Source organism: Curtobacterium sp. 22159, assembly GCF_052045775.1.
Lineage (GTDB): Bacteria > Actinomycetota > Actinomycetes > Actinomycetales > Microbacteriaceae > Curtobacterium.
This window is the reverse complement of sequence record NZ_JBQEPN010000001.1, coordinates 95,886-118,945: the sequence shown is the minus strand read 5'-3', so window position 1 is coordinate 118,945 and position 23,060 is coordinate 95,886. Positions and strand designations below refer to the sequence as shown.

Sequence of the window (23,060 nt, the reverse complement as noted above, 5' to 3'; positions counted from 1 at the left end):
TTACCGGAGGAGCTTACAGGATGAAGCGGAAGAGCCCCAGATCCCGTTGTAACGGGGATCTGGGGCTCTTTGCGTTGGCGGGCCGTTTGTGTTTCTCCAAAAGCCCTGTTCAGGGACGAGTGGCGGGGGTCTTGAACCTGGGTTTCCCCCGAGGAGGATCCCGTTTTCCCGCGGGCGGATGAGATGCGGATGGGCGAGCGAGGCGACGCCAACCTGTGACACATGCGGGCCGGAGGGGCTGGTGTGCGATTGCGATCGGTGGGAGGGCGGCCCTGGCCGCGGTTTCGCCGGGTCTCGGCCGGCTGAACGCGACAGTCACCTGAACGAGACCGGTATCCCGATGCTTGGCTTACACGCAGCGCCACCCTGCGATGAGCCCGTCGACCGCGCTGAATGCAGCCCCGGCCTGGACCGCAACTGTTGGCGCGGACCGTTGACTTCGGGCAGAGCTCTCATCGGCCTGAATTGGCTCGCCGACCTCAGTCGCCGAGCAGCGGCTCCACGGCGTCGAGCACGGAAGCTACGTCCGACGATCGAAGCTCGTCCACAAGGAAGATCTTGCTGCCGATTCCGTTCAGCGACGTACCTACGACGAGCCCTCTTTTGCGGTCAGCGATCCAGAACCGGTCATGGAAGTCTTCGGAGTAAGCGACCACGAGTCGTGATCCGGATGACTCGGCTGTCAGGCGTGAGAGGACGGCTTCTTCAACCCAGGAGTGGCTTGCTTGTGCGCTGACGATCATTCGGACGACCATCGATGAGGTGAGGAGCGGCGTAATCAGCCGCGCGACGGTCTCGGCGTATTCAGCAGCGTTGTGGCGGCGGGAATACGTGAATAGGTAGGGATCTACGATGAGCAGTTCGTGTTCTGGTTTGAGCTTGACAAGTCGCGCTTTGAGGAACTCCTCGGCGTCTCGTGGCGGTGCTTTCGGAGAGATGTCTTCCGCGGCGACCATCATTCGCATGAAGGCACTCGGCCCGCGATCGGCGAGGGTTGACTGCACTTGTTCAAGTGTGAAGCTGAGTGGGCGGCGCGCGAAGAGCAGCCGGTACCCGAGCTCATCCGCCGCCTGCGACAGACGCAGCACGTCTTGGTGCGTCGGACTCGGCCTGAGGATGAACTGATTCTCTTCATCGGGGTACGGGTGGTCGGTCATGACCGTTCTTCCCTCGCGCGCTCCCGAAGCGCTTCCAGCTGCGCTCGACGAGCGTTGTCTCGGGCATCGCCGTCGCGGGTGAACACTGCGAGGCCTCCACGTGCGCTTTCGGTCCACTTCTTGAGCTCGCTCCGGATGTCACGAAGCGCTTGAGCTGCGTCGTGGATGGACCTGACCTCAACCCAACGGCGCGTCTTGTAGACACTCCAGTCGAGAACTACGTCAGAAGTTCTCGACTCATGGCCGATGCCTTCGTACGTGAGCTGTCCCGTGAGCCGATCCGGGAGATCTGTGTCGCGGCGGTCGTTCGAGCTGTCCCACACCGTCCGCCACTCCTGGCCGGGAGCAAGGACCGGGATGACGTCAGGAAGCGCGACCGGCTCCGACTCCGCAGTTCCCGGATCGGGCGAGCGTTGCGGCCAAGGGTCCAGCGCGATTCTGACGTTGGTGGCGCTGGTCTGTCCGTAGTTGCGGATTACCAGATCGATGAGTAGTTGGGTCGCGCCGCTGGGCTCCGTGTACATGACGACGTACGGCTGCGCCCGTTCGGTCTCGAGAGCCGCAGCTTGAGTACGCGCGGCTTTCGCCTCGAGAATCTGCCCGCGAGCGAAGAGCAGGGCGACGAGTGCCACCGCGAAGGTCGCGACCGCAGCACCCGCGCCGATCCAGTCAGTCAGGGACGGGCTCATCTCGCTCCTCCGGAGGCATCCGACTCATGGTTCCCAAAAACCGGGAAGGCGCCCTCCTGCTTCGCTCGCTTCGCCACCGACCAGTCATGGAGAACATGAGTGAGCACCAGACCGCTCCGTGACGGCATCGGCTTGACGTCGCGTTGCCATACCCGCAATACCCGAGCTCGCGGCGTCTGAAACGACACATCCGGCAACGAGGCGAGATCATCATCCGGCTCAAGAAGGTCGCCCTCGACTTCGACCAGGTATAGCCATCCCCAACCCTGTGTGACTCCGTCGAAGCTCCACCCACCCGCAAATACCTGGGCAAGCTCCCGGTCTTTGGTCACGTACACGCGATCTCGCCGTTGCAGTATCGGGCCCTCGACCTGCTCTATGGCGGAAACATCCGCCCTGGTGTACTGGAGTCCGGTCTCCGTCGGAGGAAGAATCAGTTCACCTGGCTCTCGCCCAGGCGCTCCTCCATGCCAGAGTTCGTTCACGCTGCCAGCTTTCCATAGTCGATGGTGTCCACTAATGCCTGCAGCTCCAGCTCGACTCCGTTGCCCGCATCGCGGCCAACGCCCGGGGCTAGCGGTGCCGATATCAAAGCATAGTGGGAGCGTACGCGGCAGACGTTAACTGCCGGTCCGCTACAGTCCCAAGCTGCGAGAGTGAGAACAGGCCACCCTCTCGGGCTCACCCATCGGCGCTGCTTGTCGAAACCATAAGCATCCCCGACGCAGAGGCGGCGTGGGTGAGCGACGATCGATTCGTCGGTTTCCCGCTACGCTGCCTGCATGCGCGTTATCGACATCTCAAAGCGTCGTGTGCAGGTCCTTCTCGACACGGCAGCTCGCTACGAAGCAGTCAACGATGCCCGGAGTCATGCCGAGAACGAGAACCCGACCATCTTTGATCCGAACAACAATCTCGGTGCCATTGTTTGTGATGCGTGGCGCATCGAGACTCGCTTCGCTGTCGACGCGTTGAGTGCCTATTACAGCGCGTTGACGGAGGAGTCCAATCGGTGTGGAGCGCCCGTTCCGCCAATCTCTGCGGTCATCGAGGGGATGAGACAGTCCGTCACTGGCTCTTTGTCTACCGACATCGACGTTGAGGCGTTGCTTGAGCGACTCCGCGAATTGCCGGCCCTGCGAAGCGTCTGAACCGACTGATGACCAACGACGCTTTGCGGCCGTGACCCTCACTCGACCTTGACGAAGCCGGCAGCGGAGGCCACGTCGGTCACCTCCTGAAGGCGCCACGGGGAGACGAACATGCATTCCGCGCTTTGCACCTCTTCAATGAGACGCGATCGTCCGCCGCTCCGGGCGCGTGACACAACAAGGTTGAGCGAAGCGAAGTGTGGGATAGCTTGTTTGCTGACGAGCCATCCGCGCGCCTCCGCCTCGAATGCGGGCAGCATGTCCGGTGCCATCCGTGACTGCGAGAAGCTACCCAGCCTGGCTTGCCCTTCGCTCCCCCGGACGTCGGAGATCGAGTACGGATCGAACCAACCTCGGTTCCACAGTTGGGTGGCGACCTCGCGAAAGCGGCGCCCTTCATCCCAGGTTAGGTCGAGATCGCGGAGCGGATCTGTCACGAGAAGGCACGCATCGCCGCACGCAGCTTGCGCCGCTTCAAGCATCGCAACCCAGTCCTTCTCGCGCACGAAGGTTGTCAACTCAAGGACGGTGCGGAAGACGCCGGCCGCGTCTCGGTAGCACGTCGTTGACCGGATACGCCCATGGGGATGCCCCGGGTCAAAAAGCGGAACGTTGAGAGCGAAGGGCGTCGGGGTCGCGGTGGCAGCGTGCTCGGTCACTCTAATGCTTATGCGGCGAATCCGTGAGGTGGAAGCTGACATTGCGCCGCAGAGTTGCTCCTGAGATGACGTCATCGTTGACGCTGCAGCCTCTTGACTGCCACGAGTACTGCTCGAGTCGCTCCGGGTGGGTCGGTTCCGCAAGAAGCGCGACCTAGCCCAGTCCCGGGTACCGAGCTGGTGCAACGCCGTCGTGAGAAACCGTCGGGCCCCTCGCAGTCGAGCGGCCTTCCGCGACTTGTCAAGCGACACGCCGTCCCAAGTTGACGCTGCCGAGGGCGGCCGCGTACTGTAGGACGCAATTCCCACCAACCGTGGGAACCAACAACTGCATACGCCGTCGGCCCCGTCGGGGCTCGATCAAACCACAGACATGCACGACCCGCTGGCAGCAATCCCGGCGGGGATCCTGCTTGTCGGCCTCAGCACTCGCGTCTGACGCGTCAACTGAGGCTGTCACCCCACGGGGATCCTTGGAGGCGTCGCTTCGCGACGATGGCAAGGGTGTGGTCACTGGAAAGATCTGCAGTCGGCGACTTTTCAACGGATACCTCCTCATTCTGTGAGGGGGTATCTCAGTATTAGGAGTCGCCTCATGGAACCGCAGCCCATCGCTGTTGACCGCGCTGCAACGTTCTCCCACCTGGTCACCACTGTCACCGAGTTGTTCACGGGGGCACCCGGCACGTCCGCCGCGCATTTGAAGAGCGTGCTGACCGCCGGTTTTCCGACGTTCCCGGACGACCAGCGTCGACTCGGTTACAAGAAGTTCATCGACTTCCTTGACGCGGCCGAGCAGGAACAGCTCGTCCGCATCACTCGGGTCGGTGACAATCGTCATCCGTTCGTCAGCCCGTGGGACTCCGCTGCGGCGACGCCCGTTACCCGCGAGGATCCGCCGCGTGAGCATCAGCGGGTGCGTGGGGCGGTGTGGCCCATCGTTGTCGATTGGGAACCGTCCTACGTGCGACTTTGGGACAGCGTTGCATCGCGGGCGTTCATGTACCCGGCTGCCGAAGACGGGTCACCCGCGTGGGTTAGCGATCCCGATCGATTCGTCGCAGTCGAACCGGTGACGCAGGAGATGCAGTTCGAGTGGATGCGCGAGTTCGCGCGTTCGCTGCCGGCGACGGAAACCGACCAGTTGCTGCCGACGATTGGCTTGAATGCGGCGCGCGGCGCGTTCCGAAAGGTGTTGACGGCGCTCGGGCGAGATCGTGCGTGGGCATCCGAGCTGCAGGCGCGAGTCGGCGACCACGTGCGACGCTGGGCGGTCCGCAACGAGGTCAACCCTGGAGCGGTGCTGGAACGCCGGCGGAGTCCTGAAAGCAGAAAGGCCTCCGCTTCTGCGCCGCAAGTCGTCGGAGCTGCTCCGAGCGTGGACGGGCTGCAACCTGCCGAGCAGCCGACACATGACGCGCCCGGTGGTGACATTGTGAGCGATCTTCGTGCGAGACTGCACTCCGTCATCGACCAGATGAGTGCCACTGAACTGTCCGCGATCCCGATTCCGGCGGTCTATCTCATCCAGAAGTGAGAGACCACCCGAATGGGCAAGAAGCCACACAGATCGCTCAGCGATCACGCCCGTGACTACCTCACGGCGCAAGACCTAACTGGTGTGCACGATGCGCCAGCGGCGGTCCAAGCAGCCATCCGCACCTCCGGTGCACCGCTGTTGAACGCATTGAGCGTAGTCTCCGACATCGCCTTCATCGACGACATCATCGGACAGCTGGAAGCCCAGGGACTCGAGCCGGATCTCGCTGCTGCCGCAGCGGTGCACGTCATTTCGAAGCCGTCCCTGGCCCTGCAGCGCGGGGACATTCCCCTGGAGGTCCTCCAGAGCGTCATCCTGCAGCAGGAGCGCGAACGTTCCGACCTGCTCGCCGACAGCGACATCAGGATCGTGCTGCGCGCGTCACTGCTCCCTCAGGTAGAACAACGCGGCGCACCTCGGCAGCCGCCGCGCGTCGAGTCCGTCGATGTGGAGATGGACTTCCTCGACATCACCAACGACGACGACTTCGGCGACGTCGGCCGTCAGTCGCTTGCCTACTTGCGTGAGTACCCGATGCCGCGTCGGGCTCGCCGCGAACGCGACCCGGTGATCATCGTCGCCGGAACCGCGGACATACCAGGAAACGTCGACGTCCCTGCCACCTGGCGTGATGATCTGGGCATCGTCGGTAGTTCGTTCGCCATCGACTTGCGCCTCGAGAGCCAGAGTACGAACGCGCCGGTTGAGGTTCCGAAATCAGCGCATGTCGTCGTCCTCGACCCGGCCGCAGCGCAGCGCGTGCCGAACGGAATTGAGGACCGAACGACACATCTGGACCCGCGGGAGTTGCCCTGGCAGGTGCTTCTGCGCCGCCTGATCGTGACGATCATGGGAGTGACCGACGAAGTTGATCCGCCCCGCAGCCGCGTCCTGGCCGACGGGGAGCGCGTGTTCCACCGGAAGATCCGGAACTCACGAAAGTTCGACGTGTTCGATGCCGGTGCGGACGCACCGCTTTGCGCACATGGCATCGACAGCTTTGAGCCGTGGAAGAAGAGCCCAAAAGCGGCGAAGGGCATGGAGCGCCGCTACGACAACTTCGAGGCGGGCATGCTCCGGCATTGCAACAAGTTCCCGAACTGCAACGTGTACGCCGTGTTCGCCTGAATCACGCCCAGCGAACGACCGAGCCGGAACGGACGAAGATGCTCGGAATCAGTCATCGCCTGCGCCACGGACGGTGGCTCACACGTCGATGCGGCGCCCTCGGGCGTGGAGCCCGAGTTCAACCTGTTCCACCGCTGAGCCGAACGCGATGAGCGCCGACCCAGTCTCCGGACTTCCGCCGGGTAGCCCGGCTCCTCCGTCGGTGGACTTCACCCAGCCCACAATGAAGCAGACCGCGGTCGGGCGTGCTGCAGCTTTCCGGAACGGGCAGTCTCGGTGCGAGCGAAGACCAGGGCGATAGCGTCGTCACGGTCTGGGGCAAAGCCGCTGCTGACCAAGTTCAGTCCAAGGGCGGTCGATACCCCGTTCTGGGGTATCGAGCTCGGACTGCAAGCAAGCGCCCTTCTTCTACCGTGGTTCGAGCGTCGGTCTTGTCCTAAAACGAGGCATTTGCTGCTGAAGGGGTGATGTTGTGGGTCTGTGGAAGTGGCTACTTGGACATCGGGGCCGCCCTGCCAATCCGGAGCCCGTGACCCCGCCGGTCCGGGTTGCTCCCGCTCCAGAGAAGGTTCCAGCCTTCGCCGTCATCGACGTTGAGACCACCGGCCTGTCCCCGCAACGCGACCGGATCTTGGAACTCGCCATCGTGCGCCTCGACGAGTCCGGCGCGGTCGTGGATGAGTGGGTGTCCCGATTTGACCCCGAAGGCCCCGTCGGTGCTACGCACATCCATGGGATCACGCAGGCGGATGTTGTCGGGCAGCCACGGTTTGCAGACGCAGCACCGACCGTGGTGGCAGCCCTGTCGGGTCTTGCGGTGGTGGCGCACAATGCGAAGTTCGACTTGGCGTTCCTCCGCAATGAGTTGAAGGCCGCCGGGTGGAGTGTTCCGTGGATCGCCGCGTACTGCACCTTGGACGCCAGCTACGCGTACCTGCCAGACATGGACCGTCGCCGCCTCGTGGACTGCTGTTGGGCGGTCGGAGTGCGTCTCGACGACGCGCATTCTGCGCTCGGGGACGCTCGGGCAGCAGCGGGTCTGCTCGGCGCGTATGTGACGGTGAACGGCGGTCCGGACCCGATTCTGCTGGAAGCGTTAGCCGCCGCTCGAATTACTGAATGGCCCACGTCGCCAGCACGGCAGCCGTTGACGGCGGAGCAACGCGCTGCCAGCAGCAGTACACGCGCCCGGCCGTTACGGATCACCCCGCCGAAGCCGTCCACGCCACCGTTGCTGCAGCAGCTGACCGCATTGTCTCTCCTGGAGGTCGTTGAGGAGGGTGCGCCGGTTGGCACGACCGCGTACGTGGAGATGCTGTTCGACGCGCTCGAGGACGGCGACATAAGCGACGCGGAAGCGGACGCGTTGCAGGAGCTGATCGCCGAGTTCGAGCTGTCCCCGTCGGACGTGCACGCAGCGCATGAAGCGTTCCTGCTTGCCCTGGCGCACCGAGCGGTCGACGACGGACGTGTCTCCCACGATGAACGTCGTGAGTTGAAGACGGTTGCGTCGCTGCTTGGTGTTGCGGACTCGAAGGTGAAGCAGGTCCTTGACCGGGCGGACGCCGCTCGGCACGCTCGGCTTGGCGCCGGCCTTGGCCCGCTTCCAGACCCGTGGCCGCACGGTGAACCGTTGCGGGTTGGTGACCGGGTGGCGTTCACCGGCTGCGACGAGACGCAGCGTCTCCGCCTCGAACAACGAGCCGAGGAACTCGGCGTCCGGGTGATCAGCTCGGTGTCCCGACTCACGGTGATGCTCGTGACCGACGGATCGTTGTCCGGTGGCAAGCTCGCGAAAGCGCAGGAAATCGGCACCCGCCACGTTCACCCGGACATCTTCGACACGCTCCTACAACATCTGCAGCCGGCAACGGAACGCACCGCCCAATCAACCACCCGCCCTGCCGCACCGGCGCTGATACCAGCGCCCAGTGCTGAAGCCACTCCACCCTCCCCCTCAGCCGTCCGCGCATGGGCCGTCGCGGCCGGACTCGAAGTGGGTGTGCGCGGCCGGCTACCGAAGGTAGTGCTCGACGCGTACGCGGCAGCCCACCGCTGACACCGGCTACGCGGCGGTGAGGTTGCTGCCTGCCTTGCGGCAAGGTCGCTTTGTCCGCAGTGCCTTTGCGCCCTTGAACTATCGGCCGCCATGCGCGAATGCTAACCGCCACCTAAGAAGACCTTCCTGAGCGACGCACCCATCGATAGGCAGGGAAAGGAGGCGGTCGCGAGACTGTCGGTGGCGGCGTGGATCATTCAGGCGTGACGACTCCTCTCACGCACAGGCTCCAGCACCCCCGGACGAGACAACTCCTCGAGCGAATCCGACTGTGGGTGAGCGGCATCGTCACGCTTTCGACGATTGGCGCAATCATCACCGCAACCCTCACTGCGGGCGTAGCACCGTCCATCTCGAGAGGTCTTTGGGCCACGCTGGGGATCGTGCTTCTGCTCTGGGCACTTTCAACATCGACGGTCGGAGTCGTCGCCGCTGCGTTCCTACCTCCGCTCAAACCCTTGCATCAGACGTCTGTGCTCGGGCAGCGCGGATATTCGTTCTCGAAGTGGAGCCTCGCCGTCGGAGCGCTCTTCGGGACGACCATGCTCAGTGCGACGACCAGCTCTATGGTGACCGCATCGGCTACTAGCGGCGACCTGCAGGTTGCTATCACTTCGGTCGGCACAGTGCTGCTCAGCGTCGCCGCATGCGGCGCGTTTTTCTATTGGCTATGGATCCCGTTCGACCTTTGGCGGGCGGGGCGAACCCGGCGGATGCTGGCTGTGCTCCGCGCTGCCGCCGCCTATCGACGAGTTGCCGCCGACCACGAATGGATTCCACTGCCGCCCATCGTTTGCCGGGCAGCAGCGGCCGCTTCACGCTCCGCGACCGGCCTGCTGTTCGCCTTCTACACGAGCGCGGCCGCGGTGCTCATCGCGTTCATCTTCCGCAGTGAATTTCTCGCCCTGATCACCGCACACGTCGTCTGATCTGTTTTTGCCCGCGTCCCACCGGTATGCCGGCCCTCGGAGCGTGTGTGTTCGCCCACCTCGCTCGCTTTTGCAATGTCAGTGGTGTGACTTACCCTCATCTCTACCGCGACGGGCGACGGCCGCTCGAGCTTCGAAGGAGAAGAACATGGCAGATTCAGTGATCAAGAACGTCGAGAAGGACCGTGACGGGGACCTCACCTACGTGGGCGTCTCCGGGCAGTGGAAGTGGACGGTCGCCCAGGTTGCGTCGTCGATCGAGTCGAGGACGAACACGTTCTACGTGATGTGCCCGCAGCGAGCGGACGTCGTCGTCCGGAGCACGGCTGGCGGCCGCAAGTTCTTGAAGACGACCGCTGACACCACCACGAAGAACAACCTCGACAACCTTCCGCCGTTCTGATGGGGATGGGATGCCGCCATGAAATCGTGGCGGCATCCCTGCGGCGCCCGATAGTAAAGCTGAATGGCAGTTGCCCTATGGGGGGGGAGGCCGTCAGTGCATTAGGGCGCGGCTCGCAGTCCAAGGCAAGGCGTCACGATGGCGACATGAACTCAAAAGCGCAACGCCGACGTCGACTCGGTGGACCTCCCGACGGGAACGGCGTGCCCGCGAGCCCCGTCCCGGCTGTCGAAGTCGATGCGGAAGCGGTCTCAACACACTTGGTGCGAACCCCGTGCCGCGGACTCGTCGATCACGAACGCATGGAGCTTCGGCAGCGGTGTGGCGAGGTTGCGGACGACGTGATGCAGCATCTCCTCGACGGTTCCACTGCTGGCAGCGGCGCTATGCAGTAGCGGGATTCTGTTCGTCGTTGCGGCTGCTGCCGGCTCCGTCACGACGAACGCCGGGATCTCGGGGTTGTTGCCGCCGCTGCGGATGAGGCTGAAGCCGGTGCCGGTGAGCGCCTCTGCAACACGTTCGGCGAAGAGCGGGTCTTCTTCCTCGTAGGTCCTAAGCGCAGCGTCTACGTGCCGTTGACGCAGTGGGTGCCACCACGTCCCGTTGGTCTGCCGGCCAACGAACGTCCAGGCGACCCCATCGGTGAAGCCCACGACGACCTCACGGGTCATGTTGCGCACGTCAGTATGCGAAACGGGCTGCAGGAAGACGTCGCCGGACCGGATCGTCACCGTAGATTCGTGCACGCTCCAATCACATGCGGCGAGTCACACCGTCAGACTGTCCGACTTCTTCCGAGCCCATGCCTGCTCAGCATCCGAGAGCGCCTTCGCAGCGAGCGGTTTAACACACTCGGTCCATACCGTGTCACCTGGATGGGTCGCCCAGTCGGGGCAGCTCATCGCGCCAGCGATTCGCAACGCGAGCACATGCTGCTTGCCCACGAGCGTATCCACAACATGCTCGGCACCGACGCCGGCTACGGCGACACAAACACGGCGCAGAGCCGCCTGCTCAGCATCGTCCGGGTCCGATTCGGTCAGCTCAAACGCAGCGTCGACGACGCTTCCGGCCACGGCCTCAGCGGTGACCTTCGCCGCTTCCTTCAGCCGTCTGAGCATGCGCAACGTGCCAGCACACAACGAGCAGAGCACATGTCCATCTCGGACGGCCGCAACAAGTCGCCGTCGCTGACTACCGTTGAGCCCGTCCTGCCGCGCGATAGCGTCGAGCATGGCGTCGTCCGCTTTCGAGAACACGTCGCTCAGACAGGACAGCGCAGCATCACGGTCCGTTTCCGGCCAGTCATGTTCGAGGTGCCAGGTGAGCATCTTCGTTGTCAGGTAGGTCGTGACTTTCGGTCCAGCGTCGGCAGCTCGCGTAGCAATTGCGGTCGCCGCCGGCTTGCGTCTGTCCTGCAGCAGCTTCGCGCGCCGAGACGCTGTCGCAGCCGACGAGAGCGTGAGATAGGAGTACTCGGCCGCACCCTCCCATCCGTGAAGTGCGCCATGGCAGGTTTTGCATTGGCACGGCTTGCCAGACTTGTCTTCGCTGCATTTCCGACTATGCGCCCGATCCCCCATCACTGCATCGTAGTGGGAACATCAGCAGGCAGAAGGCGCCGAGCGTCAACACGAACCACTGGGTCCGCGCGAAGTGGTCAGCGTGAAGCGTGAGAATCCTCGACCTCTAGTCAGGGTTTGCGCGGCGCCCTGCCGCGCACGACAGTTATCCGCACTTGCACGCCGATGTGATAGCGGTCGGGGAAGTAGAGCCGACCAAGCTCGTCTGACATCTTGAAGGATGCGACACTGTCCCCTTCCGCGTATTGCGCAAGGCAGGGCATGTGGATGCTGACGACGTCGCCCGGCTCAGTGTCGTCGATGCGGGTCATTGGCGGGGTGGTGATGAGCCCACCTCCAGAGCTGTCTCCGAGACGTCGAAGGTAGCGATTCCGCCACGGTTTCGTCCCGGAGTTCCGGATCGTCCACGTCTTGGTGAACGGCTCACCTGGCGCCATCAGTTGACCGTCATGGATGGTCTCTGCGATGAACGTTGAGGCGTCGGAAAGTGGGTCGGCGTCGGGCGCTGCGGTCAGGGTCGGGAACGACCGGTAGTACCGGTTGAGCCGTTTCTCTCCGACAACACCGTCGTATCGGCTCGCGATGAGTCCCTTAGCGTGCAGTGTCTCGTCGAGACGGTGGATGACTGCCTCTGATGGCAGCTCTCTTCCGTCTTCGAGCGCCCGGACGACGCGGCGGTCTCTGCCAACTGCGGCGGCGACAGCTTCGACGCTCAGCCCAAGCGCCTCCCGGCGCTGGCGAACCTCCCAGCCGAGCTGCTGCTGTTGCGTGTCATGTCGGCCTGGTTCGGGTCGGGGTCGCGGCATGTCGGTCATTCTGTCGTTGGGGGGAGGTATCCCTCAACGGACGCGACTCTTCAAGCTGTGCTCACCCCTCGTCGGGAGGGCCAACGTTAGGAGTCGAACATGAAGAAGGCAGCGCTCACCCGCCTGGCGGCGGTCCTCGTCGCAGCCGGAGTTGTCGCCGGGGTGTCCGTCGCCGCAGCCGCCCCGGCGTCTGCGGCGACCCGCCTGGGTGGCATGGACCTCGGACGTGTCTGCGCAGTGCAGAACAATGACTCGTGGTGGGTGCCAACACTCGTTGCGCAAAACGCGTACGGGTGGCGGTGCTACAACGACAAGGTCCACCAGTTCCGGTCGATTGACCTCAACGGCGGTTGCCGCATTCTCTACGGCGGAGCCGCCTGGGCGTCTACGAGCAACAGCGCCTCGCCGTACGCGTGGTCCTGCTACCGCTGATGGGCGCCGTCCCCTAATTGCAGCGCCCGGCGTTGGCCCCTCTCCTGCCGCGAATGAGCCGACTTCCGGGAAGCTCCAGGAACCGCTGACACCGCGCGTCAGTCAGCAGACGCACGACGCGTCGAACTGCAGACTGTCTCGACGCTGACAGGCTCGCTACATTCGAGCCGGACGACCGGGTCGCCTCCCCCAGGGCGACCCGGTCGTTTCTCTTTCACGCTGCGAGGTACTTCCCGGTGCTCGCGTGTCGCCGCTGAGGACGCGTTCGTCTGGTCCATGAGGCTTTGAGCGCCAGCCGCCGCGCTTGGTCGGCGCAATCCGGGCAGCCGCTGGGTCCGTGAATGTCGAGGTGGTTCGTGGGGCGTTGCGTGAACGGGCCGTGCGTTCGGCAGAGGATGGTGACCTCCGTGTGCTGGTCCACGAATACGACGGCCGAGTAGTCGTACCGGTCGCCGTGCATCGCGATGGCCTGAGCCTCGAATCGTGCACGGCGGACACTCGCTCTCGAGTTGCGTCGGCCGGAGCAGTCCGGGCAGCGCTGCCCCCGCTTGTGCTCGTTCGGCTCCTGGTCGAAGTCACCGTGGTCAGGGCAACCGATGGTGACCTTCGTGTGGGCGTTGACGAACATGGCGGGCACCTGCTCGTAGTCGTACCTTCCGTCGTGCTTGACGGTTGCAGCGTCGATGAAGGCTTGCAGGCGGACTTCCCGGGACTGGGCTGGCATGGGCGGTGGCTCCTTCTGAAGTGAGGTACCTGCCCTATGCGCGGTCGTGGGGGTGAGTTGTGCGAAGCGGTCGCGTCGTAATCGATACGGTCGTTGCCGTGCATGAGAAGATCGCTCCGTTCCAGCCCGCTCGCCTCCGAGAGGTCTGGCGGTTGGCCTGGGTAAAGGCGGTGGCATTCGCTCCGTTCTTCTGGCCGGCGTCCTGCCGGCGACTCGTGGGTGTTGTGACCTACGTGTCCGCACTGGTCTGGCTTGTCGGCTGGGCTCCGACCGGCCACCTGTACTCCACCCGACGACGCGAGCTCGTCGTCATCGCCGAGGCGACAACGCCGGGGTTCACAGCACAATTCGGTGTGTTCATCGTGGGAGCACTGTTCGCCGTCTTCGGAGTAACGGGCGGATGGGTCGGCGCAGGCATCACCGTCGGTGCCTTCGCTGTCCTCGTCGCCGCACCCTCCATCGTGGCAAGCGTGCAGGCCGTCCTGGACCGAGACGTTCGAAGGGCCCTTGGCGAAGTTCGGGAAGGCATGAAGGCACGGGGCGGTGGGCACACGGTCCTCAGTGCGGCGAAGCCCTCTGGGTGTGAAAAGGGAACGATCAAACGGATTGCGCAGTTCGTCCGGACTCGCCCGGACCTGCAGCCGGCGTTCGCAGTCGCCGCGAACGAGAAGCTTGCCGAGGAGTACGCGGAAGAGATGATGCAGATAGGGGTAAGCGGCTTGGCGTTCGTGGCTTCAGCCGAAGAAGGCCCGCGTCAGCTGAGCGAGCCCGAGCGCTCCGAGACCCACCGCCGGTAGGACCCACCACCAACGCAGTCCGCGCGCTCCGGAGCGGAGAGAGATTGCCCCGCGATGCAGGGCAGGAAGATCAGCAGCACCGCGGACCACACGAGTTCCGGAGCTCGAGCTGCGCCGACAAGCATCCCCGCAAGCACGGCTTCGACCGCGGCTAGCGGAGCCAGGGACACCAAACCCGCGCACATCACCACCAGCGCCGAGCCTGGGTCCTGCGCCGTGCGCCGACTGGCGCGCAAGCTAGCATCACGAGCTGGGGTGCGCGCCGCCTGCCCGCTCGGGCCAGCGCCGGGCGGCGAGAGCGGCTGGTCGAGCAGAGCGAGATGGCGTGTCACAGTCCGTTTAGATGCGGCGAACGGCGGTGGCGATCCGCGTCTACCGTCGCGCATCATCGTCCGGGTTCGCCGTCCCTGCTCCGCGGGCACGGAGGATCGTGATGGCTTCGGTGAGCGCGGCGACAACGTCGACCGTGTCGTCGTAGTCGAGTGTGGCGATCCCTGTGCAGCTGACGATGGTGACGGTGGGCCGTACGTGGATGCGTACTTCGAGGTCGTCGGTGAGCGTTGCGATCTGCGTTCCGTCCGCGGCGGAAGCAAAGCGTGTCGAGTTCATCATCGGTCCGTTCTGCCGGCGCGGGGTGCGGCGGCGTCGACCGTATGCGCGGATCGATCCCGTTCGGGGAGACGCGGTAGGGCTTCGCGACGACAGCAGCAGCAGCAGTCGCGTATACCTCTGGACGCAGATTCGTATGCTCGTTACAATGAGCGTAGAGCGGTAAGGAGTGCAGCGAGGCGGCCGCCGCTTCGTGGTGAGGAGGCGTGTCGATGACCGATGAAGCCGACGCTGCAGGCGCTGAGAGCCGGAGAGCTTCAGAACAGACGGTGGAGCGCGTTCCCCTGTCGTCATTCCGTCATGGAGCGCCGGCACACCTCCGGGACCTCTTCGTCGAAGTCCGTGACGGCGAGGCATTTATCCCCGGCCTGAAGATGGGGCTCGGCGCCCTCACCGTGCAGCGGTGGGATCCGGTTTATGCAGCCGCCGGTTGGACGCTCTATGGCGCGGACCTCACCCTCAACCAGGGGCACCCCTTCGGGTCGATGTTCTACCGCAACGACGCCGACGGCCGTGTTCTGCGCGTCGGGGTGAAGTGGCATCCGCCGGTGCAGCAGCTCGAGTTCCCGGCCCTGCACCCATCGAAGCCGGAACTGACCTCCGACTGCACTGCTGAGGAGGTCGCCGCGGTGGTGTTGGATGCGCGGAGTCGGATCGGGACTCTTGTCGCGGTCAACGCGCAGATCGGGTCGTTCGTCGCCACCGAGGAGTCCGAGAACGCGATCCTCGACGCGTCCGGGCTCGGGCTCGAGCGGCTGTCCGAGGACGACCCACGGTTGGCTGGCGATGCCTGAGCGTGGGGCGGCGCTGCGATTCGAGCCGGTGCCGTTGCGGCTGTTGTCGTTGTCGGCGCAGTTCGACGCCGGGATCTGGCCGACGTTGGCCGGAATGACGTTCACGAACTCTACCGGGCCGAAGATTCTGCAGCGGACCGTCAACTCTCGCACCAGCGAAGACGGGTGGGTGTTCACGCTCCTGAACGGAACACCGTTGTCGGATCCGGCTGACCCGCTGCTGGAAGCAGCGACACAGGTGATGGACGTGCTGTCGGAGCTTCGTGCGGTGGGCCGTGGTTCTGAGGCGGCTGGTGCGGCTGATGTCTGACCGGCGGTGGGTGCAAACCATCCGGCATGAGCAGGCGATGCTGTCGTTGCCGTTCGGGCTTGGCTACACGATCGACATCACCGAGACCCTCACCGCCCTCGCTGCTGCCGGGTTGACCGCACGAGTGGAGGCGTTCGACCGGCTCCGATTCGACGACGGCCGCACGGCGCTTCTCGCCACCCCGGACCCGACCACCACCGTCACCGACGGCGATGGTGGTGAGGGCCGGGTGGATGATGTGATCCTTCTGCCTGGCGGGTCCGAGGGCGGGGTGCTGTCACTGGTGCGCCGATACCCCGACCTGGTGGTCGTGAACGGGAAACGCGGGCGGGTGTGGGGTGACGGGCGGCAGCTGTCCGGCACATCGATGCAACGGGAAGCGACCCCAGGGTGGCGGAGCGTGTTCGCGATCGCCCGCAGCATCGTCATGCACGGCGGCGGCACGCATGCCATCGCGGACCGCATCGGCATCCCCTTCGATGAGGTCCGCGCCGCTATGCCGGCCCTCGGCGCGCACGTCTTCCACACGCCCATCGGGTGGGAAGCCAGGGACCGGCCCGCACTGGTCGACTGGGCCCTCGCGGCATATCCGGGATACGGAGGGATTCGCACCTGCTGGCGCAGGGACACCACCATCGACCAGCAGGCGGACCAGCTAATCGGGCTGGGTGGGGTGATGTCGGACCGGTGGGCGGCGCAGCAGTCCGGCGTACTCGTCCCGCCAGACCGGTTGACCGCGTTCTTCGCCGAGCATCCCGACATGGCCGCGCTCGGCTACGAGCCGGCGTCGGCGGATGACGCGACGGTAAAGGTCGTCATCCCGCAGGACACCACCGTCCTGACCGGCGCTGAGGGGTGCTGCACGGACGACGTCATCACCGCGCATGTCCTCTACGAGGACAGCTGGGTGGCCGCGAACACGAACGCGGTGAATGGGCTGCGGCAGCTGCTGCACTTCCGGTCCGACCTCGCCCACGACCTCCGCTGGCACCCCAGCAGCAGCTGACGAGAGCCCGCTGATGACCTTGCAGCTGCTGTCACTGACGCTGGCCTACGACGACACCCGGTTCTTCGGCTCCGTCATGTTCACCGACCCCGACCACCCCGACAATCCACCGCCGACGGTCCTCATCGACCACGCCGACGGACCGCCCTGGTTCCGCCTCACCAACGTCGACCCGACTGCGCAGGACCCGTCGGTGCCGGCGATGGTCGAAGCGGACCGCATCATGCGGTTCCTCCTCCGCTACACGGCCGACCGCATCGGCCGCACCGCCGCTGACTTCCTGCAGTCCTGATCCGTCCTGCTCCCACCCGTTCCCTCTGGAGGTAGTTGCTGATGATGCGCCTGGTGTCATTGCACCTGTCGAACGACCGGATCCTCTGGGGGCACGTGCTCCTCGAGGACACCGAGAATCCGGACGCGCACCTGGCGCAGATCCTCGTCCGCGCCGTCGACGTCGAGCCGGGGTACGAGCTCTACGACAAGACCAACACGGTCTTGTCGGATCTGAGCGTGCCGGCGGTGCGGGAAGCGAACCGCATCGTGCAGACCCTCCTCATCCCTGCCTCCGAGATCGCGAAGCGGGAGAAGGCCGTCCGGGCGGTGATTCACTCGGGCTATTTGGAAGGGTTCCCGGACGACATGCCCTGGCAGTCGCAGCTGTGGATGTACGCCCGAGGTGAAGTCACCCGCGAACAACTCAGCGCCTACGCCGACGAAGGCCGACAGATTCCCCGCCAACCCGAACACTCCGCCGTCGGCCCGGCAGACGTTCCCGAGGACTGGTGGCAGACCACACGAGCCCGCATCCGCCGGAACCTCCTCAACACAACCCTCACCGAGCCGGAAGTCGCTGCGGCCCTGCAGATCAGCATTGAGGAGGTCGGGGAGCAGTTCGAAGCGAACCGGCTGCTCAGCTTCGACCTCGACGGCGAGGAACGCATCCCCGACTGGCAACTCGTCAAGCCCGCCCTCCCCGAGTTCGGCGACCCGTCGTCGCTGCTGCCAGGCCTCGACGTCCTCTACGCGGCAGCCCCGCAGCCGCTCCTCGACGCGGCGGCGATGACGGAGTTCATGACCACGCCCCTCGACTTCCTCACCGTCGACGAACAGGTCCTGACACCGCTCGACTGGATGCGAGAAGGACGGCCACTCGCGACGATCATCGCGCTGTTCCGCGGACGCCGGTGGCGACCATGAACCCCCGGCCCGACGTGTTTCTCCTCAACGTCGCGTTCGACGTCACCGGTGTGCATGGGCACGTGTTCTTCCGCGACCCACCCAGTACGGAGCTTCGGCAGGTCATCATCCGCAGCACCACCACCGACACCATCTGCGAACCAGCCCACGGCGACACCCGCACCGGGTGGGAACCGTTCCTCCAAGCGACCCGACGGCTCGTTGCACTCATCCGACCCGACACTCCGGGAGAGCGCAGCTGATGGGGGCCCGACTCGAATGGGTCGCTGCCGCGTACGCCGGCAGGCCGCAGATCACGATGCCGTACGGGCTCGGCGACTCCACTGACCTCACCATCGCCCTCTCCGTCCTCAAACTCGCCGGGATCCCCGCGATCATCGAGTCGCACGACACGATCCGCCTCCCAGACGGCCGCCGCGCACGCTTCCCCTCGCTGACGCAGCGACCACGCGGTGAGGAAGCAGACGCAGACCTGCTGCTGCTGGCGCCGCGCACCGTGACCGCGACGCAGATCGTTCTCGCCGAGCAGACCGAAACCGTACTGCTCGTGGACGTCGACCGGCGACGGGTGTGGATCGACGGCGAGCAGGTCCTCGGCGTGCGCGACCGGTGGAAGGACGCCGAACCCATCTACGTCACCTTCGCCGTCGCACGAATGCTCGCCGTCGACGGCTCCACCTTCGACGGACTGGTCCGGACCGGGCTCACCCCCGGGCAGGTGGACGACGCGCTCGCACGACTCGGCAAACGCGTACACCGCACCGACATCGGATGGGAAGCCCGGCAAGTCGGCGGACTCGTCGACTTCGCCATCGCCTGCTACCCCGGACCAGGCGGGGTCCGGACACGGTGGACATCCGACCTGCCGCTCATCAAGCAAGCGGAACGACTCATCCAAGCCGGATGCCGCATCTCCGGCCGCGCCATCTCCGACCGACCCGGCTACCCAGCCATCAGCAAACGGAACATGCCATACCGGGTCGTCGCGATCACCGAGCACGAAGTCGATATGGCGGCGCTTGGCTTCGAACCCGACATGGTCGGCTTCGCGGGGACGGAGCTCGTCCGTCCCGCGGACCCCACCATCGTCCTCACCGCAGCCGCCGCCGGCTATACCGACCGCACCGACGACATCATCACCGCCAACACGCTCCTCCGCGCCGACCTGCGCAACGACGACGACGCAGCCTCGCTTGAGGAAGTACGAAACCGGCTGCAGTTCCTCGCCGACACCGGATACGACCTCAGACATAACCTGCCGAGCTGACTCGCTGCGGGCACTTTTCGTTGCGGGAACTTGCTGACTCTGGGCGGGAACCCGCTCGGCCAGGTTTCGTTACGGGTAACTTTGCCCAATGGCTGCCGCAATGGACCCAACCGTCGGAACGTAGTGTCGCCGGTTCTTCATCCGTACAGTGCGGAGGCTCGGTAGCGTCATAAGCGGGGAGAGGTCGCCATCCGCGATATCGGTGCTCTCCCACATGAGAACCTCTTGCAGCGCTGAGTTGCCGGCGATCGGAGAGATACTTGCGATCGAGCCACAGTCGGCAATCGCGAGGCTTATCAGAGCGTTGAGCCTACTCGTGAACCCGATATCGTCGAGCTTCTTACAAGACTCGATCCACAGTCGAGTCAGCCCGTCATTGATCCCCTCGAGTGAGCCGAAGTCGTGAAGCTTCCGGGCGCCAACGATCTGGAGCTCTTCGAGCTCGTGGAATGCTTCGACGCCGCGGAGCGATGCCAGTGCTGGGCGATCTTTCAACCGAAGTCGTCGAAGACCGGGCGCGTCAGCTAATGGCTGGAGGTCCGCCTCCCCGTATCCGCCAGCGTAGAGATCTCGAAGTCCGGGAAGTGCATCGATAGAACTCGCAATCTGGCTCCAGTTCTCGATACTGAGTCTTTCGACGTGAGGCAAAAGTTCCAGATCGACATTGACTCGCGGCGCAATCGCTAGGGTCGCGCTCCTGAGAACATCTCCGGTCGCGTAAAGGGCGCCGAGGTCCTCAACAGTGCGATCGATCAGCGTGAGATCGGCAACGGTGAGGCCGTGGAGGAAGTCGATTCCACCCACGAAGCCGCGAGCGTAGTTCAGCTCAAGCGCGTCGAAGTCGCCTCCTTCCCACACAGCATGAGCCTCAGCACTCCAGGCCCCTCGGAGGACCAAGCGCTTGTATCCCGACGATCCCTCTTCGATATCGAAACTCATCGAGTGTATCCAGGCCCCATCAAGGCAATCCGTCTTTGACCGATGGGATTCACTTTGTTCAACAAGTTTCCGACTCCACCGAGTTCATCGATCTTCCTTTGCTCCGCAACCTCGCGTGCAGTTTTCCCGCCGGTGACTTCGAAACGCTCCGCCGACGATACTTCATCAAGACTGAACTTACCCGAGACGACGTGCTCTGCCAGGCGACGATCGATGTTGCCAGACTGGCCCACGTAGGTCCCGCGCGCAGTTCGAATCACGTAGATGCCCTCGGTGGGCGTTGCCGGCACAACTACTCCTGGCACTACGTCCGCTTCGTCGGGAGCCTCGCTGCTAGTGCCGCCGTCTCCGTACGCATCACTGCTCGCGCCTTCGTCGCCGTACGCACCTCCGTAAGCCCCCGCTACTCCCTCGAGCGCCCCCACGTGCCCGTGTTCCCACTCCGCGGCCGCCTTGATCCAAGGCCACGCTTGACTGGTCGCCATCGCGTGTTCCCAGAGCGCCTCGTCAACGAGGGCTTGCAAGTGCTGGCGTCGTGCCTGAGCGGGGTCGACTTGCGGAGCCGCCATCCGCGTGTAAGCCTCCGTCGGACACCACAATGTTCCGCCGTCGTACGAGCATCCGCCTCCGGAGTGGACAGGTGTCGGCCGTGGGCGTGCCCGGTAGCCCGGCGGCGGCGTGTACTTGCTCCCATACGCGCCAACCGCGGCGTTACTCCCGTGGGTGACAGGCTTTTGGATACCCCCAGCGCAGTTGGTGTGGAAGTCGAGGGAATCGCTGTATGCCAGGTAGCAGGCGCCTGACGGATCGGCGTTTGTGATGGGACTGTTTGCGCTATAGCTGTACCCGTTGTCCTGCTGGGGATTGTTTGGCGCGAAGACGGGGTCTACGGAAAGGAACCGTCCGAGGGGCGCGTCGTAGGCACGCGCACCGAGTTGGGCGAGCCCAGTGAGTGCAGATTCGCTCTTGTTGAGGAAGCCGTGCGTTGAGGACCAGTTCGTTGTAGCACCTCGTTCGTTGCCGAACGGGTCAACCCATCGACGGGTGATGGTCTGGTCGCTCGCGCCGATCTCAAGGTCGGCGGTGCCATCGATGTCGGTGTCGAGCGAGAAGACCTTGTTGCTCCCACCGTCAGTGGTGCGTTCGTCGACCGATGCTCCGTCGAGGGTGTAAGTCCGTGTTGCGGTGGTCGTGCCGTCAGGGTGGTTGTGCAGCTCGGTGCCGCCAAGGAACAGAGTGGTTCCGGCGTCCGGGTCGGTCTGAACGAGGAGGGTGCCGTCGGCGTCGTAGGTGTCAGCCTGTGTCTTGCCGTCCTTCGTGACGGTAGCGATGCGCCCGTCCGCGTCGTATGTCAGGGTCTGCCCTGGCATGGCGGTCGTGTCGCCAGCCTGGTCGTAGCCGTAGGTGTCGTCGCTGCCGGTGTCGCTGGTGCTGATCGTTTGCACGCCGTGCGGGTTAGCTGCACCGGATGCTGGGTACGAGTAGGGGGACTGCTGTCGGTTCGGTTGACTCCTGACAGGTAGGGGCATGGGCTCCTGCTGGAAGGATGTGCGCCATGGTGAAGGCGTATCCGGAAGAGTTCCGCCGTGACGTGATCGCGGTCGCCCGCAAGGGCGAGACGTCGGTGCGGCAGGTCGCGAAGGACTTCGGGATCTCAGAGACCTGTCTGGCGCGGTGGCTCCGGCTGGCGGACCGCGACGACGGCAACGGATCGGCAGCGTCTGCGTCGGCGAAGGCGGTCGAGCAGGCCGAGCTGCGAGAAGCGCACAAGCGGATTCGGCTGCTCGAGCAGGAGAACGAGATCCTCCGCCGGGCAGCGGCGTATTTCGCCCAGTCGCAACTCCCAAAATGATCTACCCGCTGGTCCTCGAACTCGCCGCAGACCGGATCCCGGTCGCGGTGGCCTGCCGGGTGCTGGGGTTCTCGAAGCAGGCGTTCTATCGATGGCGCGCGAGCCCGGTGACCGAGCGCGATTGGGCGGATGCGCACCTGACCAACGCGGCCGTCGACGCGCACCGCGACGACCCGACGTTCGGCTATCGGTTCATCGCCGACGACCTTCATGCAGCCGGCCATACGACGTCCGAGCGGCGGGTATGGCGGTTGTGCTCGCAGCAGCGGCTCTGGTCGCTGCATGCGAAGAAGCGCGGCCTGCACCGCAAGGCGGGACCACCAGTGCACGACGACCGGGTCCGACGGGCGTTCACGGCGCCGGATCTGGACCGGTTGTGGTTGACGGACATCACGGAGCATCCGACCGGTGAGGGCAAGCTCTACCTCTGCGCGGTGAAAGACGCCTGCTCTCGCCGGATCGTGGGGTACTCGATCAGCGATCGGATGCGGTCCTCGTTCGCCGTCGCCGCTCTGCAGATGGCGGTGCAGCGACGGAGCCCGGCCGGGACAGTCGTGCACTCGGACCGCGGCAGCCAGTTTCGTTCCAAGCGCTTCGTCCGGGCAATCGAGGACGCCGGGCTACTCGGATCGATGGGGCGGGTCGGGGCGTGCGCGGACAACGCGGCGATGGAATCGTTCTTCGCCTTGCTGCAGAAGAACGTCCTCAACCGAAAACGATGGGCGACCCGGGACGAGCTCCGACTCGCGATCATCACCTGGATCGAGGCGACCTACCACCGGAAGCGACGCCAGCGCGGTCTGGGGAAGTTGACCCCGATCGAGTACGAGACGATCATCAACCCACAGGTCGCACCCGCGGCCTAAACGAACGAGTCAACCGAACCTGCAGCAGTCCCCTTGGTTGACCATCAGGCGGGCCCCGGGCTCACCAACCGCTCGCTCCCGCCCATGTCATTTGTCGCGTCGCTGTCGAACGATAGCAATCGTGATTGCAATTACCGCGACGACAACAAATACAACGAGGGTA

The 23,060-nt window shown here is 64.7% G+C and carries 27 protein-coding genes; 16 read left to right on the top strand and 11 right to left on the bottom strand.

Annotation, left to right across the window (positions count from 1 at the left end; genetic code table 11):
* Positions 1–479: 479 nt before the first annotated feature.
* From ACTJKO_RS00635 to ACTJKO_RS00625, 3 genes are read right to left on the bottom strand one after another with little or no spacing between them, the layout of a single operon-like run.
* Positions 480–1,157, bottom strand: a complete 678-nt coding sequence (locus tag ACTJKO_RS00635) for a hypothetical protein (RefSeq protein ID WP_440684618.1) — start codon at positions 1,155–1,157, stop codon at positions 480–482.
* Positions 1,154–1,846 carry a hypothetical protein gene (locus ACTJKO_RS00630; protein WP_440684616.1) on the bottom strand — a complete coding sequence of 231 codons (693 nt, stop codon included), beginning with the start codon at positions 1,844–1,846 and terminating at the stop codon, positions 1,154–1,156. The genes ACTJKO_RS00635 and ACTJKO_RS00630 overlap by 4 nt, the downstream gene beginning before the upstream one ends.
* Positions 1,843–2,331, bottom strand: a complete 489-nt coding sequence (locus ACTJKO_RS00625) for a hypothetical protein (protein ID WP_440684614.1) — start codon at positions 2,329–2,331, stop codon at positions 1,843–1,845. The genes ACTJKO_RS00630 and ACTJKO_RS00625 overlap by 4 nt, the downstream gene beginning before the upstream one ends.
* A 297-nt stretch (positions 2,332–2,628) precedes the next feature.
* On the opposite strand from ACTJKO_RS00625, the gene ACTJKO_RS00620 reads away from it, so the two are divergent.
* Positions 2,629–2,997 carry a hypothetical protein gene (locus ACTJKO_RS00620; RefSeq protein ID WP_440684612.1) on the top strand — a complete coding sequence of 123 codons (369 nt, stop codon included), beginning with the start codon at positions 2,629–2,631 and terminating at the stop codon, positions 2,995–2,997.
* Between the two features lie 38 nt (positions 2,998–3,035).
* Here ACTJKO_RS00620 and ACTJKO_RS00615 read toward each other — a convergent pair whose 3' ends face one another.
* Positions 3,036–3,656, bottom strand: a complete 621-nt coding sequence (locus tag ACTJKO_RS00615; protein ID WP_440684610.1) for a hypothetical protein — start codon at positions 3,654–3,656, stop codon at positions 3,036–3,038.
* Positions 3,657–4,251: 595 nt separating this feature from the next.
* Between ACTJKO_RS00615 and ACTJKO_RS00610 the strand changes: the two genes are divergently transcribed.
* From ACTJKO_RS00610 to ACTJKO_RS00590, 5 genes are all read left to right on the top strand, one after another.
* Positions 4,252–5,193, top strand: a complete 942-nt coding sequence (locus ACTJKO_RS00610) for a hypothetical protein (protein ID WP_440684609.1) — start codon at positions 4,252–4,254, stop codon at positions 5,191–5,193.
* Positions 5,194–5,205: 12 nt separating this feature from the next.
* A complete protein-coding gene (locus ACTJKO_RS00605) occupies positions 5,206–6,324 on the top strand; it encodes a hypothetical protein (RefSeq protein WP_440684607.1) in 1,119 nt (372 codons plus the stop codon).
* Between the two features lie 529 nt (positions 6,325–6,853).
* Positions 6,854–8,383: an exonuclease domain-containing protein gene (locus ACTJKO_RS00600; RefSeq protein WP_440684605.1), complete on the top strand. Its 1,530-nt coding sequence runs from the start codon at positions 6,854–6,856 to the stop codon at positions 8,381–8,383.
* A 275-nt stretch (positions 8,384–8,658) separates the two neighbouring features.
* A complete protein-coding gene (locus tag ACTJKO_RS00595; RefSeq protein WP_440684603.1) occupies positions 8,659–9,312 on the top strand; it encodes a hypothetical protein in 654 nt (217 codons plus the stop codon).
* Positions 9,313–9,460: 148 nt separating this feature from the next.
* Positions 9,461–9,715, top strand: coding sequence for a DUF3892 domain-containing protein (locus ACTJKO_RS00590; RefSeq protein ID WP_440684601.1), 255 nt, complete (start codon positions 9,461–9,463; stop codon positions 9,713–9,715).
* A 251-nt stretch (positions 9,716–9,966) separates the two neighbouring features.
* Here the strand turns inward: ACTJKO_RS00590 and ACTJKO_RS00585 are convergent, their stop codons facing one another.
* The 3 genes from ACTJKO_RS00585 to ACTJKO_RS00575 form a co-directional block, all read right to left on the bottom strand.
* Positions 9,967–10,446 (bottom strand): hypothetical protein, encoded by a 480-nt coding sequence (locus ACTJKO_RS00585; protein WP_440684599.1) that lies wholly within the window; start codon positions 10,444–10,446, stop codon positions 9,967–9,969.
* A 36-nt stretch (positions 10,447–10,482) separates the two neighbouring features.
* The gene (locus ACTJKO_RS00580; protein WP_440684597.1) at positions 10,483–11,298 is read right to left on the bottom strand and encodes a hypothetical protein; all 816 of its coding nucleotides are present in this window, start codon (positions 11,296–11,298) and stop codon (positions 10,483–10,485) included.
* 110 nt (positions 11,299–11,408) lie between these two features.
* A complete protein-coding gene (locus tag ACTJKO_RS00575) occupies positions 11,409–12,113 on the bottom strand; it encodes a helix-turn-helix domain-containing protein (RefSeq protein ID WP_440684595.1) in 705 nt (234 codons plus the stop codon).
* Positions 12,114–12,203: 90 nt separating this feature from the next.
* Here ACTJKO_RS00575 and ACTJKO_RS00570 point away from each other — a divergent pair, with 90 nt between their 5' ends.
* The gene (locus tag ACTJKO_RS00570; RefSeq protein ID WP_440684593.1) at positions 12,204–12,536 is read left to right on the top strand and encodes a hypothetical protein; all 333 of its coding nucleotides are present in this window, start codon (positions 12,204–12,206) and stop codon (positions 12,534–12,536) included.
* 214 nt (positions 12,537–12,750) lie between these two features.
* On the opposite strand, the gene ACTJKO_RS00565 is transcribed toward ACTJKO_RS00570, so the two are convergent.
* On the bottom strand, positions 12,751–13,260 hold the full coding sequence (locus ACTJKO_RS00565) for a hypothetical protein (RefSeq protein WP_440684591.1): 510 nt from the start codon (positions 13,258–13,260) through the stop codon (positions 12,751–12,753).
* 98 nt (positions 13,261–13,358) lie between these two features.
* Here ACTJKO_RS00565 and ACTJKO_RS00560 point away from each other — a divergent pair, with 98 nt between their 5' ends.
* Entirely contained in the window at positions 13,359–14,057 is a 699-nt protein-coding gene (locus ACTJKO_RS00560; RefSeq protein ID WP_440684589.1) for a hypothetical protein, read from the top strand.
* Between the two features lie 372 nt (positions 14,058–14,429).
* Here the strand turns inward: ACTJKO_RS00560 and ACTJKO_RS00555 are convergent, their stop codons facing one another.
* On the bottom strand, positions 14,430–14,666 hold the full coding sequence (locus ACTJKO_RS00555; protein ID WP_440684587.1) for a hypothetical protein: 237 nt from the start codon (positions 14,664–14,666) through the stop codon (positions 14,430–14,432).
* 212 nt (positions 14,667–14,878) lie between these two features.
* Here ACTJKO_RS00555 and ACTJKO_RS00550 point away from each other — a divergent pair, with 212 nt between their 5' ends.
* The 7 genes from ACTJKO_RS00550 to ACTJKO_RS00520 are packed head-to-tail and all read left to right on the top strand — an operon-like array spanning position 14,879 to position 19,240.
* The gene (locus tag ACTJKO_RS00550; RefSeq protein ID WP_440684585.1) at positions 14,879–15,460 is read left to right on the top strand and encodes a hypothetical protein; all 582 of its coding nucleotides are present in this window, start codon (positions 14,879–14,881) and stop codon (positions 15,458–15,460) included.
* Positions 15,453–15,770, top strand: a complete 318-nt coding sequence (locus ACTJKO_RS00545; protein ID WP_440684583.1) for a hypothetical protein — start codon at positions 15,453–15,455, stop codon at positions 15,768–15,770. The genes ACTJKO_RS00550 and ACTJKO_RS00545 overlap by 8 nt, the downstream gene beginning before the upstream one ends.
* Positions 15,771–15,780: 10 nt before the next feature.
* Positions 15,781–16,776 (top strand): hypothetical protein, encoded by a 996-nt coding sequence (locus tag ACTJKO_RS00540; RefSeq protein ID WP_440684581.1) that lies wholly within the window; start codon positions 15,781–15,783, stop codon positions 16,774–16,776.
* 13 nt (positions 16,777–16,789) lie between these two features.
* Entirely contained in the window at positions 16,790–17,068 is a 279-nt protein-coding gene (locus ACTJKO_RS00535; RefSeq protein ID WP_440684579.1) for a hypothetical protein, read from the top strand.
* A 53-nt stretch (positions 17,069–17,121) separates the two neighbouring features.
* Entirely contained in the window at positions 17,122–17,973 is an 852-nt protein-coding gene (locus ACTJKO_RS00530; RefSeq protein ID WP_440684577.1) for an antitoxin VbhA family protein, read from the top strand.
* A complete protein-coding gene (locus tag ACTJKO_RS00525; protein WP_440684576.1) occupies positions 17,961–18,215 on the top strand; it encodes a hypothetical protein in 255 nt (84 codons plus the stop codon). Before ACTJKO_RS00530 ends, ACTJKO_RS00525 begins: the two co-directional genes overlap by 13 nt.
* On the top strand, positions 18,215–19,240 hold the full coding sequence (locus tag ACTJKO_RS00520; protein ID WP_440684574.1) for a hypothetical protein: 1,026 nt from the start codon (positions 18,215–18,217) through the stop codon (positions 19,238–19,240). Before ACTJKO_RS00525 ends, ACTJKO_RS00520 begins: the two co-directional genes overlap by 1 nt.
* Positions 19,241–19,309: 69 nt before the next feature.
* Here ACTJKO_RS00520 and ACTJKO_RS00515 read toward each other — a convergent pair whose 3' ends face one another.
* Together ACTJKO_RS00515 and ACTJKO_RS00510 are read right to left on the bottom strand one after the other, a co-directional pair.
* A complete protein-coding gene (locus ACTJKO_RS00515; protein ID WP_440684572.1) occupies positions 19,310–20,179 on the bottom strand; it encodes a hypothetical protein in 870 nt (289 codons plus the stop codon).
* Positions 20,176–21,624, bottom strand: coding sequence for an RHS repeat-associated core domain-containing protein (locus ACTJKO_RS00510; protein ID WP_440684570.1), 1,449 nt, complete (start codon positions 21,622–21,624; stop codon positions 20,176–20,178). The genes ACTJKO_RS00515 and ACTJKO_RS00510 overlap by 4 nt, the downstream gene beginning before the upstream one ends.
* Positions 21,625–21,734: 110 nt before the next feature.
* Here ACTJKO_RS00510 and ACTJKO_RS00505 point away from each other — a divergent pair.
* Positions 21,735–22,897, top strand: a protein-coding gene (locus ACTJKO_RS00505; RefSeq protein ID WP_440684568.1) for an IS3 family transposase whose coding sequence is annotated in 2 segments (ribosomal slippage) — positions 21,735–22,014 and positions 22,014–22,897 — 1,164 coding nt in all. Because the reading frame shifts where the segments join, the coding sequence is not laid out codon by codon here.
* Positions 22,898–23,060 lie beyond the last annotated feature (163 nt).